This is a genomic window from Thermoanaerobacterium sp. RBIITD (assembly GCF_900205865.1).
Classification (GTDB): domain Bacteria; phylum Bacillota; class Thermoanaerobacteria; order Thermoanaerobacterales; family Thermoanaerobacteraceae; genus Thermoanaerobacterium.
In genome coordinates, this window is record NZ_LT906662.1 from 2,213,330 (window position 1) to 2,229,579 (window position 16,250).

Here is a 16,250-nt window from a genome sequence, read left to right on the forward strand (position 1 = left end):
TATGAAAAAGAAAATAATAATAGGTCTTGTTTTGGTTATGCTTTTAGCAATGTCAATAGGGATAGTATATGCTGCAGGTGGGGATCCAACAGGAGCAAATCTTGGTACTGCTAATGATATTACAAGTGCAGTTGCAGGCAAACCAACACAAGATGAACTAATAACACAGGTTGCAAAAAATAAACTCGGAATTAACTTCGTATGGGTTATGTTAACTGCCTTTTTAATATTTTTCTTTCAGGCAGGATTCGCACTTGTTGAAACTGGTTTTACACAAGCCAAAAATGCATTGCATACTATGGCGATGAATCTCATGGTATTCTTAGTAGGTACTGTAGGATTCTTTTTAACAGGTTTTGCATTTATGATGGGAGGATCAGGAACATTTTCAAGTTTAGGAGGTACAGCACCTTTAAACCATGCATTGAGTGTAGGAGGATGGAATTTACTTGGTTTAAATGGATTTTGCTTATCAAGTGGTGGAACATATGATGTCGGTGTATATGCGCTATTCTTCTTTGAGATGGTGTTTATGGATACAACAGTTACTATTCCAACAGGAGCGATGGCAGAAAGAGTTAAATTTCTTGCAATTGTTATTGGATCATTCTTTGTTTCGATGATTTACTATCCAATCTATGGCGGCTGGGTCTGGGGAGGAGGTTGGCTCTCACAACTTGGAGCTAAACTCGGACTCGGAAATGGTGTAGTTGATTTTGCAGGTTCAGGCGTTGTCCATGCAATGGGGGGCATGATGGCAATTGCAGGTGCATTAGTAATAGGACCAAGGCTTGGAAAATTTAAAAAAGATGGGACACCTGTGCCAATACCAGGGCACGATATACCAATGGCTATTCTTGGTACAATCATACTATTCTTTGGATGGTTCGCATTTAATGCGGGTTCTACATTAAATGGTACAGACTTAAGACTTGCTGTTGTTGCAACAAATACTATGATTGCTGGTGCGGTAGGAGGACTTGTTGCAATGTTTTATATGTGGATTAGATATGGAAAACCTGATCCATCTATGACATGTAATGGCTCACTTGCTGGACTTGTGGCAATAACGGCACCATGCGCTTTTGTAAATGGTATATCGGCATTTATAATTGGTGCTGTTGCTGGCATCTTAGTTTGTCTATCAGTTGCATTTGTTGAAAATAAACTGAAGATCGATGACCCAGTAGGTGCATTTTCAGTACATGGCGTAAATGGCCTGTGGGGTATTCTAAGTGTGGGTATATTTGCAGATGGCACATATGGTGCTGGCTTGAATGGAGTACAAGGTGCTGTAACAGGGATACTTTATGGTAGCTCAGGACAATTAATAGCACAGCTTATTGATATGGTGGTTATAGTTATCTATGGCTTTGGTTTAAGCTACTTGTTCTATAAAGCACTTGATGCTATAATGGGTATAAGAGTTAAGCCTGAAGATGAGATTGCGGGTCTTGACTTACCAGAGATGGGTGTTCTTGCATATCCTGACTTTCAATTAACACCTGTTATATACTCAAATGGCGTACTTGAAAAGAAAGTGGAAAGCCCTGAAATTATCAAAAATGCTACTTTGAGCAGGGAGGGAAAATAATGAAGAAAATTGATTGTATTATAAGGCCAGATGTACTCGAAGAAGTAAAAAGCGAATTAAATAAGCTAAAAATACATGGCATGACGGTTTCACAGGTGTTTGGCTGTGGTTTACAGAAAGGTAAAAAAGAGATTTATAGAGGTGAAGAAATAGAAATAAGCCTCCTTCCCAAAGTTAAAATAGAAATTGTCACAGATGATGCAAGTGTTGAAAATATTGTCAATGCAGTAACAAAAGTTGCGAGAACTGGCAATGTCGGCGATGGGAAAATATTTATATTTGATATTGAAGATGCCATAAGGATTAGAACAGGTGAACGTGGAGAAAAAGCAATATAAAATAATCTTTTATGGAATAATAACCTCGACAAAAAGAGGTTATTATTTTTTTAATTTACCATTGTATATACATTGGTATAGACATTGAGTTATACAAATGATAAAATAGTATTGAATTCGATAAAGGGGAAATAAAAATGGATGATATAGTTTTAAATAAAATAATAGACTTAAAAAATAAGCAAAATGCTGTTATATTAAGTCACTTCTATCAAAGACCAGAGATACAGGATGTTGCAGATTTTATAGGTGATTCATTAGAATTATCGAGAAAAGCTGCAGAAACAAATGCAGATGTTATCGTATTTTGCGGTGTTCATTTCATGGCAGAAACAGCTAGCATTTTATCACCCGATAAGAAAGTATTATTACCGAATGCCAGTGCAGGTTGTCCAATGGCTGATATGGCTGATTATGAAGGACTATTAAAACTAAAAGAGGAATATCCAGATGCGGCTGTTGTAAGCTATGTTAATACAACTGCAGATGTAAAGACATTAAGTGATATATGCTGCACATCAGCAAATGCGATTAAAGTAGTGAGTTCGATACCGCCTAATAGAGAAATCATATTTGTGCCGGATAAAAACCTGGGTCATTATGTAGAAAAGATGACCGGGAGAAAAATGATATTATGGCAAGGTTACTGCAATACACATAATAAATTGACAGCTGAGGAGGTAATACTAACTATAGAAAACCATCCTGAAGCAAAAATAGTCGCACATCCAGAATGCAAAGAAGAAGTTTTGGAACTTGCGGATGGAATCTTTTCAACATCAGGAATGATAAATTATGTAGGTGAAAGTGATGCAAAAGAATTTATTATATGTACGGAGGAAGGCATAATACATCAACTTGAAAAGAGATTTCCTAATAAAAGTTTTTTTATACCGTCGAATAAATTAGTTTGCCCGAATATGAAAAAAACGAGGATAGAGGATATAGTTTATAGCCTTGAAAACATGAAACCAGAAGTGAAAGTGCCTGATGATATTAGAGAAATGGCGATTATTCCTATAAAAAGGATGCTTGAGATAAAATGAGTTATAGTATTAATTTTGATTCAGAAAAACTTGAACAGAAATACAGTGATTTTGTAATAATAGGTAGCGGTATTGCTGGGCTTAATGCCGCATATCTCGCAAAAAGTTTTGGTAATGTATGTCTTATAACAAAAGGTAGGTTAGAAGATTCGAATTCTGTCTTGGCACAAGGTGGGGTAGCCTGCGTTGTATCAGATTTAGATTGTTTTGAATCACATATAAAAGATACACTATATGCCGGTGTGGGCTTATGTGACGAAGATGCCGTTGAGATCTTAGTAAAAGAAGCACCAATTAATTTAAAAAGACTAATAGATTTGGGTGTCGAATTTGATAAAAAAAACGGCACATTTGAACTCGGAAAAGAAGGAGCACATTCCCATAATAGGATTTTACACGCAGGTGACTACACAGGTAGGATGATTATAGAAGGGTTATTAAAAGCTATAGAAGGCATTGATGTTCACGAAAATACATTGATACACGATATACTTGTTTCAGATAATACTGTAAGAGGCGTCTTGGTAAAGAACGAAATATTAGATAAATTATATATTATATGGGCAAAAGTAGTCATACTTGCAACAGGTGGTGCTGGCAATTTGTTTTTGAATACGACAAATCCGACGATAGCAACCGGTGATGGCTTAGCAATTGGAGCAAGGCAAGGGGCAGTATTGAAGGATATGGAATTTATGCAGTTTCACCCTACGGTATTATACGATAAAGCCGGTGAAAGGTTTTTAATATCAGAGGCTGTTAGAGGTGAAGGCGGTATCTTAAGAAATCAAAAAGGTGAGCGTTTTATGCTGAAGTACCATAAGCTAAAAGAGCTTGCGCCTAGGGATGTTGTAGCAAGAGCAATATTAAACGAGATCAAAAATAGCGATATACCGTATGTTTATCTTGATGTAACAAGTATTGGCAAAGATATATTTAAAGAACGTTTCCCGTCTATATATAATAAATGTTGTAAAATGGGAATAGATATTGGAAAGGACTATATACCGGTATCACCTGCTGCACATTATTATATGGGTGGCATAATGACAGATATAAATGGAGAGACATCTATAAATAGACTATATGCCTGCGGTGAATGTGCATGTACAGGTGTACAAGGTGCTAATAGACTTGCCAGCAATTCACTTCTTGAGGGATTAGTATTTTCGACAAGAGCAGTTTACGATGCGAAGAAATACCTTTATGAAGAAATTGAGCCTTTGCACTTTTATAATGACAGTAAAATTGACAAACAGCTTGATGTGGAGAGCATTAAATATGAATTAAAGTGTCTTATGGAACAAAATGCAGGAATAATTAGAAGCGATAAGAGTTTAAGGTCCATGTTTCATTGGTTTACTCTACATAGAGATATATTAAATATTAATGCTGATAATAGAGAGAAAAGTGAGCTTTTAAATCTATACACTGTAAGCAAATACATGGTTATGGCTGCAATTTTAAGGAAAGAGAGCCGTGGAAGTCATTTTAGATCAGATTTTCCTGAAAAAAGTGATAAATATAGAAAACATATTTTGATAAAGGGAGATGAGCTTTATTTTGATAGACAGATTGATAGCACAAAGATTAATCGATAATTTTCTGAAAGAAGACCTTTCATGGGGAGATATTACTACAGACTTACTTATACCAATAGGTACCATATCAAAAGGTTATGCGTATGCCAAAGAAGATGGTATATTGGCAGGCATTGATGTCTTTAAAATGGTTTTTAAAACAGTTGATAATAGCATCGTGATAAAAAGTAATTTTAATGATGGAGATATAATTAAAAAGGGCGATATAATTTTAGAGACCTATGGTGATCTTAATTCATGTCTTAAGGCAGAACGTACCGCATTAAATTTGATACAGCGGATGTCAGGTATAGCTACATATGTAAGAAAGCTTTCTAATATCATAAAGGAAACTAAAGCGAGATTGACAGACACTCGCAAAACAATGCCAGGCATTAGATATTTTGATAGATATGCTGTAAGTGTTGGCGGAGGAATAAACAATAGGTACAATCTTTCAGACGGTATCCTAATTAAAGATAATCACATAAAAGCTGTAGGAGGAATAAAAAATGCCCTTTTAAAAATTAAAGAGAACATCTCACATACTATGAAGATTGAAATAGAAGTTGAAACAATCGATGAGCTTAAAGAAGCATTGAAATACGGTGCAGATATAATAATGCTTGATAATATGACAATCGAAATGATGAAAGAAGCTGTGGAAATAGCAAGTGGGAAAGTAATATTAGAAGCATCTGGCAATATAAATGAAAATAATATTCTCGATGTGGCAAGAACAGGTGTAGATGTTATTTCGGTAGGCGCCATAACACACTCTGTTAAAGCGCTTGACATAAGTTACGATTTATAAAGTAATTTTATTTGACATAATAACCATGAGGTGATAAAATGCAAAAATTTTGAGGAACATATACCGATTTAACAGTTTCCTCATGGGCATTAAGAGCGATAGCAGTATTGAAATGTGGCTTAAAGAAAACCTCTTAGCATACAGCATTAATGATTATCGTGATGTTCTTCTCGCAATATATGAAAACAATGATTTACTATATCTGTCAAAAAAATAGGGAGCAATGAGCTCCTATTTTATATCTTCTCAAACTGTTCCTTTCCGACTCCGCAATCAGGACATACCCAATCATCAGGCAAATCCTCAAATCTTGTTCCAGGTGCAATATTCTGTGTCGGATCGCCAACTTCAGGGTCATATATGTACCCGCATACAGTGCATTCCCACTTATCCATATTATTCAATCCTCTCTATGATATTATTTATTTACAATATATATTATAGCAGTACATCTTAATAAAAATCAATAAATCCTTTTTACGTCATAAAGTTTTTGAAAGGATTATTAATTATTGTAGAATAAAAAATAGACAATCTATAATTTATTTAAGTTCTATAAATATAAAACTAAACCTTTAGATTTATAACAATCTTCCACAAATTCAATTATCAGAGTATAAATTTAATTATCAAAATCCTGATGAAAATGCATATAAGAAACTTGTTTTTGCTAAATATGATATGTTAATCTAATAGGTGTTGGTGTATAATTAGGTAGAAGCTTATAAAAAGGAGGGATCTTTATGTCAAGATGCCCTAAATACGGAAAAGAATATAATGATGATGTACACAATGTTGACTTGGAAGATGTGAAGGAAATGTCATCAAATAGCGAAAGCAAAAATAACGATAAAGAGGCTTTATTAACATCTGTTTATGATGATATTGAAGCGGACATTGTTGAATCACTTTTGAATTCATATGATATTCCAGTTCTAAAAAAATATAAAGGAGCAGGTGTATATATGAAAGTTTTTATGGGCAAAACCAAACTGGGAATTGATATATATGTACCTTCAAAGTTTTTTGATAAAGCAAAGGAAATTCTCGAAAGTAAGCCTGAATGTGACAATGCGAATGAGAAAGATTCAAAGAATGAATAATCATAAGTTTTCATATTGGGATTTTCAATATAATTTATATAAAGAACATAAAATACGTTATTCTAAAAACACGGGTTAATATGATTGTGAGGCATGACATGATTAAAAATTATTATATAAATGCGTATAATATCACTATATCATATGATTTAATTAGAAGTTATCGCAAGACCTTAGGTATAAAAATAGATAATAATGGGAATATAAAAATATTTGCACCTATTAATATAAGCAATAGCCAAATTGATGAGATAATAAATAAAAAAGCTAAATGGATTATAGAAAAGTCAAATCAAATGATTAAGATTAAACAAAGACTCGATAAAGTATATTCTGATGGTAAAAAAATTCTCTATCTAGGGGACGAATATCATTTAAAATTAGTGAAAACTAAATTAAGAAGTCCGAAAATCTCAATAGAGGACAAAAATATAGTTATAAGTATGCCAGAAGATTTAATGTGCGATAAACAAAATCAATTGATAAAGGATTTGTTGAGAAATTGGTATATTGAACGTTTTAGAAATGTAGTTATTTATAGTGTCGAAAAATATTCTGCAATAATAGGTGTTTTACCTAAAAATATAAATATAAAAGAGCAAAAAACAAAGTGGGGAAGCTGTAGCAGTTTAAACAATATTAATCTAAATTGGAGACTAATTATGGCACCAATTAAAATAATAGACTATGTTATAGTACATGAATTATGCCATTTAAAAATAATGAATCATTCGAAGGATTTTTGGAATCTTGTTCATTCAATATTGCCAGACTATGAATTACGGCGTGAATGGCTTAAGAAGAATGGATATATGCTTGCGATGTAAATTGCAAAAGATAAAAGGAGGTATATTTTATGAAGAAGAAAATAAAATTGGGGTTTGTAGGGCTTGGTTTTATTGGTACATTACATGCGACTGCGTGCTTTGCTATGCCATTAATATTTAAAAGTTTACCATATGAAGTTAGACTTGGTAAAGTGTGTAAAAATAATATTCAAGATATACCACATTTCTTTGAAGGTGGTGTAAAAACGGTTGAAGAATTATTACAGGACAATGATTTAAATGCGGTTGATATATGTACACCAAATTACCTTCATTACGGTCAAGCAATCAAAGTTATAGAAAAGGGTTTAAATCTATATCTTGAAAAGCCTATTGGACTAAACGGCAATGAAGCATATGAAATAATGAAAGCTGCAAATGATAGAGGAATTATTAACCAGGCTGCACTTATGTACAGATTCATGCCTGCAGTAAATCAAGCGAGAGATATGATAAATAATGGTGAGATAGGTGAGATACTGAATTTTAAAGCTATGATGCTGCATTCTGGTTATCTCGATCCAAAAAGACCTATGTCATGGAAGATGCGCTTTAATACATCTGGCGGCGGTGCAGTTATTGACCTTGGCATACACCTCATTGATTCAATTAGATTTATGCTTGGTGAAGTAAAATCTTTAAAAGCAGAATCGAAGACATATTTTAAAAGTAGACCAAAATCAAATGGATCTGACGTATATGAAGATGTTGATGTTGATGATTGGACAATGGCATATTTAGTAATGCAAAATGGTGCATGGGGAACTATGGAGACATCAAGAATATCGGCTAATTTAGAAGAGGAAACGCGCTTTTTAATATATGGTACAAAGGGTTCCATAGTCGTTTCTACAAAACAACCTCGATATGCATCACTTTATAAAAAGCAAGAAAATCAATTTGTAATGGGTAAATACAATAAAAAGAGTGAGTTTTCAAAATATCTAGATACAATATATCCTGAAGAAAAGTACTCACTTGGCTGGATGGTTGATATGCATATGGCAAGCCTTACAAATTATTTTTTAAATATTACTGAAGGCAAAATAATATTTAAAGAAACACCAACATTTGAAGAAGCTTATAAAAGCCAGACAATAATAGATAAAATTTTACAATCAGTAAATGATAATAGTAAAGAAATAGAAATATAAAAAATATGATAAATTTTATTCTCTTGTATAGGATTTAGATTATTTAAGATTTATAAAATAGAAATAAAAAATTGCTTTACTAAGAAATTTCGAGTATACTTAAGTATACGGTAATATATGCGTGATATATTACCGTATATGTTCATAATAAGCTTTAAACAAAGTTGATATATGAAATAATACATGGTATATTAATAACTGTCGCTGCAAGAGCGGGACAATAGGTTGATGCAATTCTGAGCCGAATGAACTGAGGCGAAGGATCTTAGGATCCGAAAGAAGTAGTCCAAAGAAATATGACAGCAAAAAAATAGTTGACATAAAAAATGAAATATGATAATATAGACAATGTCGCCAATGCGACAGGTTGAACCTTGAAAACCGAACAGTGAGAAAAAAGCCAGAGAATAAAAAAGAGGTAAGGATTTAAACATGAGAGTTTGATCCTGGCTCAGGACGAACGCTGGCGGCGTGCCTAACACATGCAAGTCGAGCGGAGTAAATACTACGGTATTTACTTAGCGGCGGACGGGTGAGTAACACGTGGACAATCTACCCTATAGACCGGGATAACACACCGAAAGGGGTGCTAATACCGGATAATGTCACGAGGTGGCATCATCTTGTGAAGAAAGGAGAAATCCGCTAAAGGAAGAGTCCGCGGCCCATTAGCTAGTTGGTGAGGTAAAGGCCCACCAAGGCAACGATGGGTAGCCGGCCTGAGAGGGTGAACGGCCACACTGGAACTGAGAGACGGTCCAGACTCCTACGGGAGGCAGCAGTGGGGAATATTGCGCAATGGGGGGAACCCTGACGCAGCAACGCCGCGTGAGCGAAGAAGGCCTTCGGGTCGTAAAGCTCAATAGTATGGGAAGAAAGAAATGACGGTACCATACGAAAGCCCCGGCTAACTACGTGCCAGCAGCCGCGGTAATACGTAGGGGGCGAGCGTTGTCCGGAATTACTGGGCGTAAAGAGCACGTAGGCGGCTATATAAGTCAGATGTAAAAAACCTGGGCTTAACCGAGGGGATGCAACTGAAACTATATAGCTTGAGTCAAGGAGAGGAGAGCGGAATTCCTGGTGTAGCGGTGAAATGCGTAGAGATCAGGAAGAATACCAGTGGCGAAAGCGGCTCTCTGGACTTGAACTGACGCTGAGGTGCGAAAGCGTGGGGAGCAAACAGGATTAGATACCCTGGTAGTCCACGCCGTAAACGATGGATACTAGGTGTGGGTGAGGAATCATCCGTGCCGGAGTTAACGCAATAAGTATCCCGCCTGGGGAGTACGGCCGCAAGGCTGAAACTCAAAGGAATTGACGGGGGCCCGCACAAGCAGCGGAGCATGTGGTTTAATTCGAAGCAACGCGAAGAACCTTACCAGGGCTTGACATCCACAGAATCGAGTAGAAATACTCGAGTGCCCTTTAAAGGGGAGCTGTGAGACAGGTGGTGCATGGTTGTCGTCAGCTCGTGTCGTGAGATGTTGGGTTAAGTCCCGCAACGAGCGCAACCCCTGTTGGTAGTTGCCAGCGTAAAGACGGGCACTCTACCGAGACTGCCGTGGACAACACGGAGGAAGGTGGGGATGACGTCAAATCATCATGCCCTTTATGCCCTGGGCTACACACGTGCTACAATGGCCTGAACAAAGGGGAGCGAAGGAGCGATCCGGAGCGAATCCCAAAAAACAGGTCCCAGTTCAGATTGCAGGCTGCAACCCGCCTGCATGAAGACGGAGTTGCTAGTAATCGCAGATCAGCATGCTGCGGTGAATACGTTCCCGGGCCTTGTACACACCGCCCGTCACACCACGAGAGTTTACAACACCCGAAGTCAGTGAGCTAACCGAAAGGAGGCAGCTGCCGAAGGTGGGGTAAATGATTGGGGTGAAGTCGTAACAAGGTAGCCGTATCGGAAGGTGCGGCTGGATCACCTCCTTTCTAAGGAGAAAATCCTACAAAAAGTATTAAAAGGCGAATTGTAATTATTAAGAGATGACGATTAATTGCGCTTTCGTAATATACTAGGCGAGTGAAGCGCAGTGAGGCGTATGAGCGAAAGCGAAAGCCGTCACAACGCATAGACGGCGTTAGCCGAACAAGCGTAAGGAGCCTAAAGTATATAGAAAGCACAATTTGTCGATCGATAATAATTACAATGAGCATATCTCACTGTTCAGTTTTGAGGGTTAAACCCTCAAAGTGAACCTTGAAAACTGCACAATGCAAAAAAAAGGGTAACGAGAAAAACGAGTTACAATGAGAACCGATATACATTGTCCGGAAAATATTATTAAAAGCGAACGATTAATGAAGCTTTCGTAATATATCACGATGAACGTAGCGCAGTTTGGCGTATGAGCGAAAGCGAAAGCCGTCACAACGCATAGACGGCGTTAGCCAAACAAGCGAAGAGAACCGATGATATATTAGATAAGCGGAATTTGTGAGCGTTAATAATAATTTTCCAAAGAAAAGCGATGTATAAAAAAGAGAAGGTCAAGTTACAAAGGGCGTATGGTGGATGCCCAGGCACTTAGAGCCGAAGAAGGACGCAGCGAGCGGCGAAACGCTCCGGGGAGCTGCAAGCAGGCAGAGATCCGGAGATATCCGAATGGGGAAACCCGCTTAAGGTAATACTTAAGCATCCCATGGTGAACACATAGCCATGAGGAAGGGAGACCGCGCGAACTGAAACATCTAAGTAGCGCGAGGAAAAGAAAGAAAAATCGATTTCCCAAGTAGCGGCGAGCGAACAGGAAAGAGCCCAAACCATCACCTATGGTGATGGGGTTTAGGACCACGCAAAATGAGTATCGGACGAAGCCGAACGGACCTGGAAAGGCCGGCCAAAGACGGTGAAAGCCCAGTAGGCGAAAGAAAGATACAAAGGTGGGATCCAGAGTACCACAGGATAGGCAACCCGGTGGGAAGACGGGAGGACCATCTCCCAAGGCTAAATACTCCTAAGTGACCGATAGCGCAAAGTACCGTGAGGGAAAGGTGAAAAGAACCCCGGGAGGGGAGTGAAAAAGAACCTGAAACCATATGTCCACAAGCAGTGGAAGTCTGGCACTCAACTGAACATGTTAGGGAGGAGAAAAAAGAACTAGCGTGTCCGGTTGAGTGCCAGACGACCACGTACTTTTTGTAGAACGGACCGGCGAGTTATAGATATGCAGCAAGGTTAAGCGAAAGCGGAGCCGAAGCGAAAGCGAGTCTAAAGAGGGCGGAAGTTGCATATCATAGACCCGAAACCGTGCGACCTACCCATGATCAGGGTGAAGCCGGAGTAAGATCTGGTGGAGGCCCGAACCACGTTGACGTTGAAAAGTCATGGGATGAATTGTGGGTAGAGGAGAAATTCCAATCGAGCTCGGAGATAGCTGGTTCTCCCCGAAATAGCTTTAGGGCTAGCCTCAGGGAGTAAATATGGAGGTAGAGCACTGAATGGGCTAGGGGCCAAAAAGGCTACCGAACCCTATCAAACTCCGAATGCCATATTGATACCTGGGAGTCAGACTACGAGTGATAAGATCCGTGGTCAAAAGGGAAAGAGCCCAGACCGACAGCTAAGGTCCCAAAGAGCATGTTAAGTGGGAAAGGAAGTAGGACTTCCAAGACAACCAGGATGTTGGCTTAGAAGCAGCCATACATTCAAAGAGTGCGTAATAGCTCACTGGTCGAGAAATCCTGCGCCGAAAATAAACGGGGCTAAAACATGACACCGAAGCTTCGGATGAAAAATGGTAGGGGAGCGTACTGTATAGGGGGAAGGATAAGCGGAAGCGAATCTGGACAATACAGTAGAGAGAATGCCGGTATAAGTAACGAGAGTAAGGCGAGAAACCTTACCGTCGAAAGCCTAAGGATTCCTGGGGAAGGATAATCCGCCCAGGGTAAGTCGGGACCTAAGCCGAGGCGAAAGCGTAGGCGATGGACAACCGGTAATGAGTCCGGTACCACCAATATCCGATAAAAGAGAAGCAAGGACGCAGCGAGATAAGAAAAGCGTGCGGTTGGTAGAGCACGTCCAAGCAGCGACGAAAAGGGATGTGAGTGAAGTACCACATACCATAAGAGCTGTAACGGGGAGCCGAAAGGCGAAGTTTCAAAGGGGCTGCCGAGAAAAATTGCTATCGAGGATAAAGGTGCCCGTACCGCAAACCGACACAGGTAGGCGAGGAGAGAATCCAAAGACGAGCGGGAGAACCCTCATTAAGGAACTCGGCAAAAAGACTCCGTAACTTCGGGAGAAGGAGTGCCGAAAGGCCGCAGAGAAGAGGCCCAAGCGACTGTTTACCAAAAACACAGGTTTCTGCTAAGTCGAAAGACGAAGTATAGGAGCTGACGCCTGCCCGGTGCTGGAAGGTTAAGGGGAAATGTTATCCGGCACTCAACTATACCTATTAGGAGTGAAAAAGATGTATTATGTCTATGTAATAAAGAATGAAAAAGGAGGCATATATACAGGCTATTCAGAGAATCTACGAAAAAGAGTAGAGGCACATAATAAAGGATTAAACAAGTACACAAAAGAGCATAAATGGGAAATAATTTATTATGAAGCATACAAAGCGAAAGAAGATGCAATAAAAAGAGAAAAACAATTAAAAGAATCTCATAACGCAAGAAGATGGTTAAAAGAAAGAATAGCCAAAAGTAAAAACTCTTAGTAGATAGAGTTGAGTGCCGGAGAAGCATAGAACTTAAGCCCCAGTAAACGGCGGCCGTAACTATAACGGTCCTAAGGTAGCGAAATTCCTTGTCGGGTAAGTTCCGACCTGCACGAAAGGCGTAACGACTTGGGCGCTGTCTAGATGGGGGACCCGGTGAAATTGTAGTACTCGTGAAGATGCGAGTTACCCGCGACAGGACAGAAAGACCCCATGGAGCTTTACTGCAGCTTGTCACTGGATTTTAGTAATCCCTGTACAGGATAGGTGGGAGGCAGAGAAAGATGGGCGCAAGCCTATCTGGAGCCGACGTTGGGATACCACCCTGAGATTACCGAAATTCTAACATAGGAGCCGTAAGCCGGCATATGGACACTGACAGGCGGGCAGTTTGACTGGGGCGGTCGCCTCCAAAAAAGTAACGGAGGCGTCCAAAGGTTACCTCAGCGCGGAAGGAAATCGCGCGTAAGAGTGCAAAGGCAGAAGGTAGCCTAACTGTGAGAAAAACAATTCGAGCAGGGACGAAAGTCGGGCTTAGTGATCCGGCGGTAGAGAATGGGATTGCCGTCGCTCAACGGATAAAAGCTACCCTGGGGATAACAGGCTGATCTCCCCCAAGAGTCCACATCGACGGGGAGGTTTGGCACCTCGATGTCGGCTCATCGCATCCTGGGGCTGAAGTAGGTCCCAAGGGTTGGGCTGTTCGCCCATTAAAGCGGTACGCGAGCTGGGTTCAGAACGTCGTGAGACAGTTCGGTCCCTATCCGTCGCGGGCGTAGGAAATTTGAGAGGGGCTGCCCTTAGTACGAGAGGACCGGGGTGGACGAACCGATGGTGTACCAGTTGCGTAGCCGTACGCACAGCTGGGTAGCCAAGTTCGGAAGGGATAAACGCTGAAAGCATCTAAGCGTGAAACCCACCTCAAGATAAGATTTCCCAAACCGAAAGGGAGTAAGACACCTTGAAGAAGACGAGGTAGATAGGCCGGAGGTGTAAGAGTAGAAATACTTTGAGCTGACCGGTACTAATAAGTCGAGGACTTGACCAAAGAAGCATTGTGCAGTATTCAAAGTTCATTTAGAAAAAGCATATATGTGAAGAATCAAAAGAAGAAAATATTATTGGAGAGAGCGATTAATTGCGTTTTCGTAATATACTCGGCGAACGAAGTGCAGTGAGGCGTCAAAAGACGTCACAACGCATAGACGGCTTTAGCCGAACAAACGAAGTGAGCCGAAAGTATATAGAAAACACAATTTGCGAACGGAAATAATATATTCTAAGAGAAGAATCAACATATATGCAAAGAAATGAACAAAAGATATCCGGTGGCAATAGCGGAGGTTAAAAACCCGTTCCCATACCGAACACGGAAGTGAAGCCCTCCAGCGCCGATGGTACTGCTATTGCGGGAGAGTAGGTCGCTGCCGGTGAAAATTTACATAAAAGAGGTGGTCTGTTTTAAATAGACTATCTCTTTTTTATTTTCGTAGGTTTATTACTTTCTATAAAATTACAAATATTTTATTTTGCATTTTTTGTTTTTATAAAAAGTAATATAATATAATTATTACTTATGATGGAAATATATTTTAATAGGTTTATGGTGTTATAAGGAAATTTAAAATAATGATATATAAATGGTGGTTTAAATGGATTTAGAACTTAATAAAGACTTTATAGAGAAGATGAAAGTCTTACTAAAAGAGGATTTTGAATCATTTATAAAAGAATTAGATAAAGAGCCATATAGAGCATTAAGAGTGAATACACTAAAAATTACAACCGATGAATTTAAAAGGATTTCTCCCTTTTCATTAAAACCTGTACCATGGTGTGATATGGGATTTTATTTTGATAATAATGAAAGACCGGGAAGTCATGTATATCATGATGCTGGGTTATATTATATACAAGAGCCAAGTGCAATGGCGGTTACAGAAGTTTTGGATCCAAAGCCTGGTGAATTTGTATTAGATTTAAGTGCTGCACCTGGGGGAAAATCAACACATATTGCGTCTAAACTTAATGGTGAGGGCATCCTTGTTGCAAATGAGATTAATTCGAAGAGGGTAAAGATACTTGCGGAAAACATAGAGAGAATGGGCATAAAAAATGCTATAATACTTAATGAATCACCTGACAGGATTACTGATAAATTTAGAGAGTACTTTGACAAAATCCTTGTTGATGCACCCTGTTCCGGGGAAGGGATGTTTAGAAAAGATGAAATCGCGAGGAAAGAATGGTCAAAAGAGAATGTTGCAAGATGTGCTGCAAGGCAGAAAAATATACTTGATAGTGCATCAAAAATGCTTAAACCTGGAGGAATATTGGTTTATTCTACATGTACATTTTCGCCGGAAGAAGATGAAGGAGTTATTTCAGACTTTCTTATAAAACATGAGAATTATGATATTGTTGAAAGTAATGTATACTCTGGCTTTGATTATGGCCACCCTGAATGGGTAAATGGTAATGATAAATTAAAAAAATGTATTAGACTTTGGCCACATATGATAAAAGGTGAAGGACACTTTATTACAAAACTTAAAAAAGAAGGCATTAATGACTACAAAGGTGAAAATAAAATTAAAAAGATTTTAGATAAAGATATAAATTTTTTCTATGATTTCGCAAATAATTATCTTGATATTGATGTAAATAAATTAAATTTAAAAATCATAGGTGACCATATATACCACATACCATATCAATTGCCGCATTTAAATGGAATTAAAGTATATAGAAATGGATGGGACCTTGGCATTCTCAAGAAAAATCGATTTGAGCCTTCACATTGGCTTGCAATGGCGCTAAAAAAAGATGAATCGAGGCAATATTATAAACTTAAAGATTTTGAATTAGATAAATATCTTCATGGTGAAACATTAAATGTTGACATGGAGGATGGATGGCTTCTTGTTTTAGCTGATGAATTTCCAATAGGATGGGGAAAAATTACAAAAGGAATTTTAAAGAATTACTATCCTAAATGCTTGAGAAGATAAATATTTTATGAAAAAAAGGTACATAATAATATGTGCCTTATTTTTATGCCTTTTTGAGTTAAAAATAATATTAAATTGGGAATAATAATTTTATCGTAATATTT

10 protein-coding genes and 3 rRNA genes are annotated in these 16,250 nt (G+C 38.5%); 12 read left to right on the forward strand and 1 reads right to left on the reverse strand.

All coding sequences use genetic code 11. The annotated features are described in order from the left end of the window. Nucleotide 1 precedes the first annotated feature (1 nt). The 5 genes from CPG45_RS10765 (at nucleotide 2) to nadC (ending at nucleotide 5,372) form a co-directional block, all read left to right on the forward strand. Nucleotides 2-1,594 carry an ammonium transporter gene (locus tag CPG45_RS10765; protein ID WP_096231882.1) on the forward strand — a complete coding sequence of 531 codons (1,593 nt, stop codon included), beginning with the start codon at nucleotides 2-4 and terminating at the stop codon, nucleotides 1,592-1,594. Then, on the forward strand, nucleotides 1,594-1,932 hold the full coding sequence (locus CPG45_RS10770; RefSeq protein ID WP_096231883.1) for a P-II family nitrogen regulator: 339 nt from the start codon (nucleotides 1,594-1,596) through the stop codon (nucleotides 1,930-1,932). The genes CPG45_RS10765 and CPG45_RS10770 overlap by 1 nt, the downstream gene beginning before the upstream one ends. A 137-nt stretch (nucleotides 1,933-2,069) precedes the next feature. Further along, the gene (nadA, locus tag CPG45_RS10775; protein WP_096231884.1) at nucleotides 2,070-2,978 is read left to right on the forward strand and encodes a quinolinate synthase NadA; all 909 of its coding nucleotides are present in this window, start codon (nucleotides 2,070-2,072) and stop codon (nucleotides 2,976-2,978) included. Beyond that, nucleotides 2,975-4,579 carry an L-aspartate oxidase gene (gene nadB, locus CPG45_RS10780; protein ID WP_096231885.1) on the forward strand — a complete coding sequence of 535 codons (1,605 nt, stop codon included), beginning with the start codon at nucleotides 2,975-2,977 and terminating at the stop codon, nucleotides 4,577-4,579. The genes nadA and nadB overlap by 4 nt, the downstream gene beginning before the upstream one ends. Further along, nucleotides 4,542-5,372 carry a carboxylating nicotinate-nucleotide diphosphorylase gene (nadC, locus tag CPG45_RS10785; RefSeq protein ID WP_231968712.1) on the forward strand — a complete coding sequence of 277 codons (831 nt, stop codon included), beginning with the start codon at nucleotides 4,542-4,544 and terminating at the stop codon, nucleotides 5,370-5,372. Before nadB ends, nadC begins: the two co-directional genes overlap by 38 nt. Nucleotides 5,373-5,608: 236 nt before the next feature. Here the strand turns inward: nadC and rd are convergent, their stop codons facing one another. Further along, entirely contained in the window at nucleotides 5,609-5,767 is a 159-nt protein-coding gene (gene rd / locus CPG45_RS10790) for a rubredoxin (RefSeq protein ID WP_096231887.1), read from the reverse strand. Nucleotides 5,768-6,115: 348 nt separating this feature from the next. On the opposite strand from rd, the gene CPG45_RS10795 reads away from it, so the two are divergent. From CPG45_RS10795 to CPG45_RS10825, 7 genes are all read left to right on the forward strand, one after another. Next, the gene (locus tag CPG45_RS10795) at nucleotides 6,116-6,475 is read left to right on the forward strand and encodes a putative signal transducing protein (RefSeq protein WP_096231888.1); all 360 of its coding nucleotides are present in this window, start codon (nucleotides 6,116-6,118) and stop codon (nucleotides 6,473-6,475) included. Between the two features lie 98 nt (nucleotides 6,476-6,573). Further along, nucleotides 6,574-7,302, forward strand: coding sequence for a M48 family metallopeptidase (locus tag CPG45_RS10800; RefSeq protein ID WP_157732386.1), 729 nt, complete (start codon nucleotides 6,574-6,576; stop codon nucleotides 7,300-7,302). A 29-nt stretch (nucleotides 7,303-7,331) separates the two neighbouring features. Continuing rightward, nucleotides 7,332-8,456 carry a Gfo/Idh/MocA family protein gene (locus CPG45_RS10805; protein ID WP_096231890.1) on the forward strand — a complete coding sequence of 375 codons (1,125 nt, stop codon included), beginning with the start codon at nucleotides 7,332-7,334 and terminating at the stop codon, nucleotides 8,454-8,456. Nucleotides 8,457-8,884: 428 nt separating this feature from the next. Then, nucleotides 8,885-10,400, forward strand: a 16S ribosomal RNA gene (locus tag CPG45_RS10810). Nucleotides 10,401-10,956: 556 nt separating this feature from the next. Continuing rightward, a 23S ribosomal RNA gene (locus tag CPG45_RS10815) occupies nucleotides 10,957-14,183 on the forward strand. Between the two features lie 276 nt (nucleotides 14,184-14,459). Next, nucleotides 14,460-14,568: ribosomal RNA gene (gene rrf / locus CPG45_RS10820) — 5S ribosomal RNA — on the forward strand. The 16S, 23S and 5S rRNA genes sit together here, the layout of an rRNA operon. 219 nt (nucleotides 14,569-14,787) lie before the next feature. Then, nucleotides 14,788-16,146: an RsmB/NOP family class I SAM-dependent RNA methyltransferase gene (locus CPG45_RS10825; protein WP_096231891.1), complete on the forward strand. Its 1,359-nt coding sequence runs from the start codon at nucleotides 14,788-14,790 to the stop codon at nucleotides 16,144-16,146. Nucleotides 16,147-16,250: the final 104 nt, after the last annotated feature.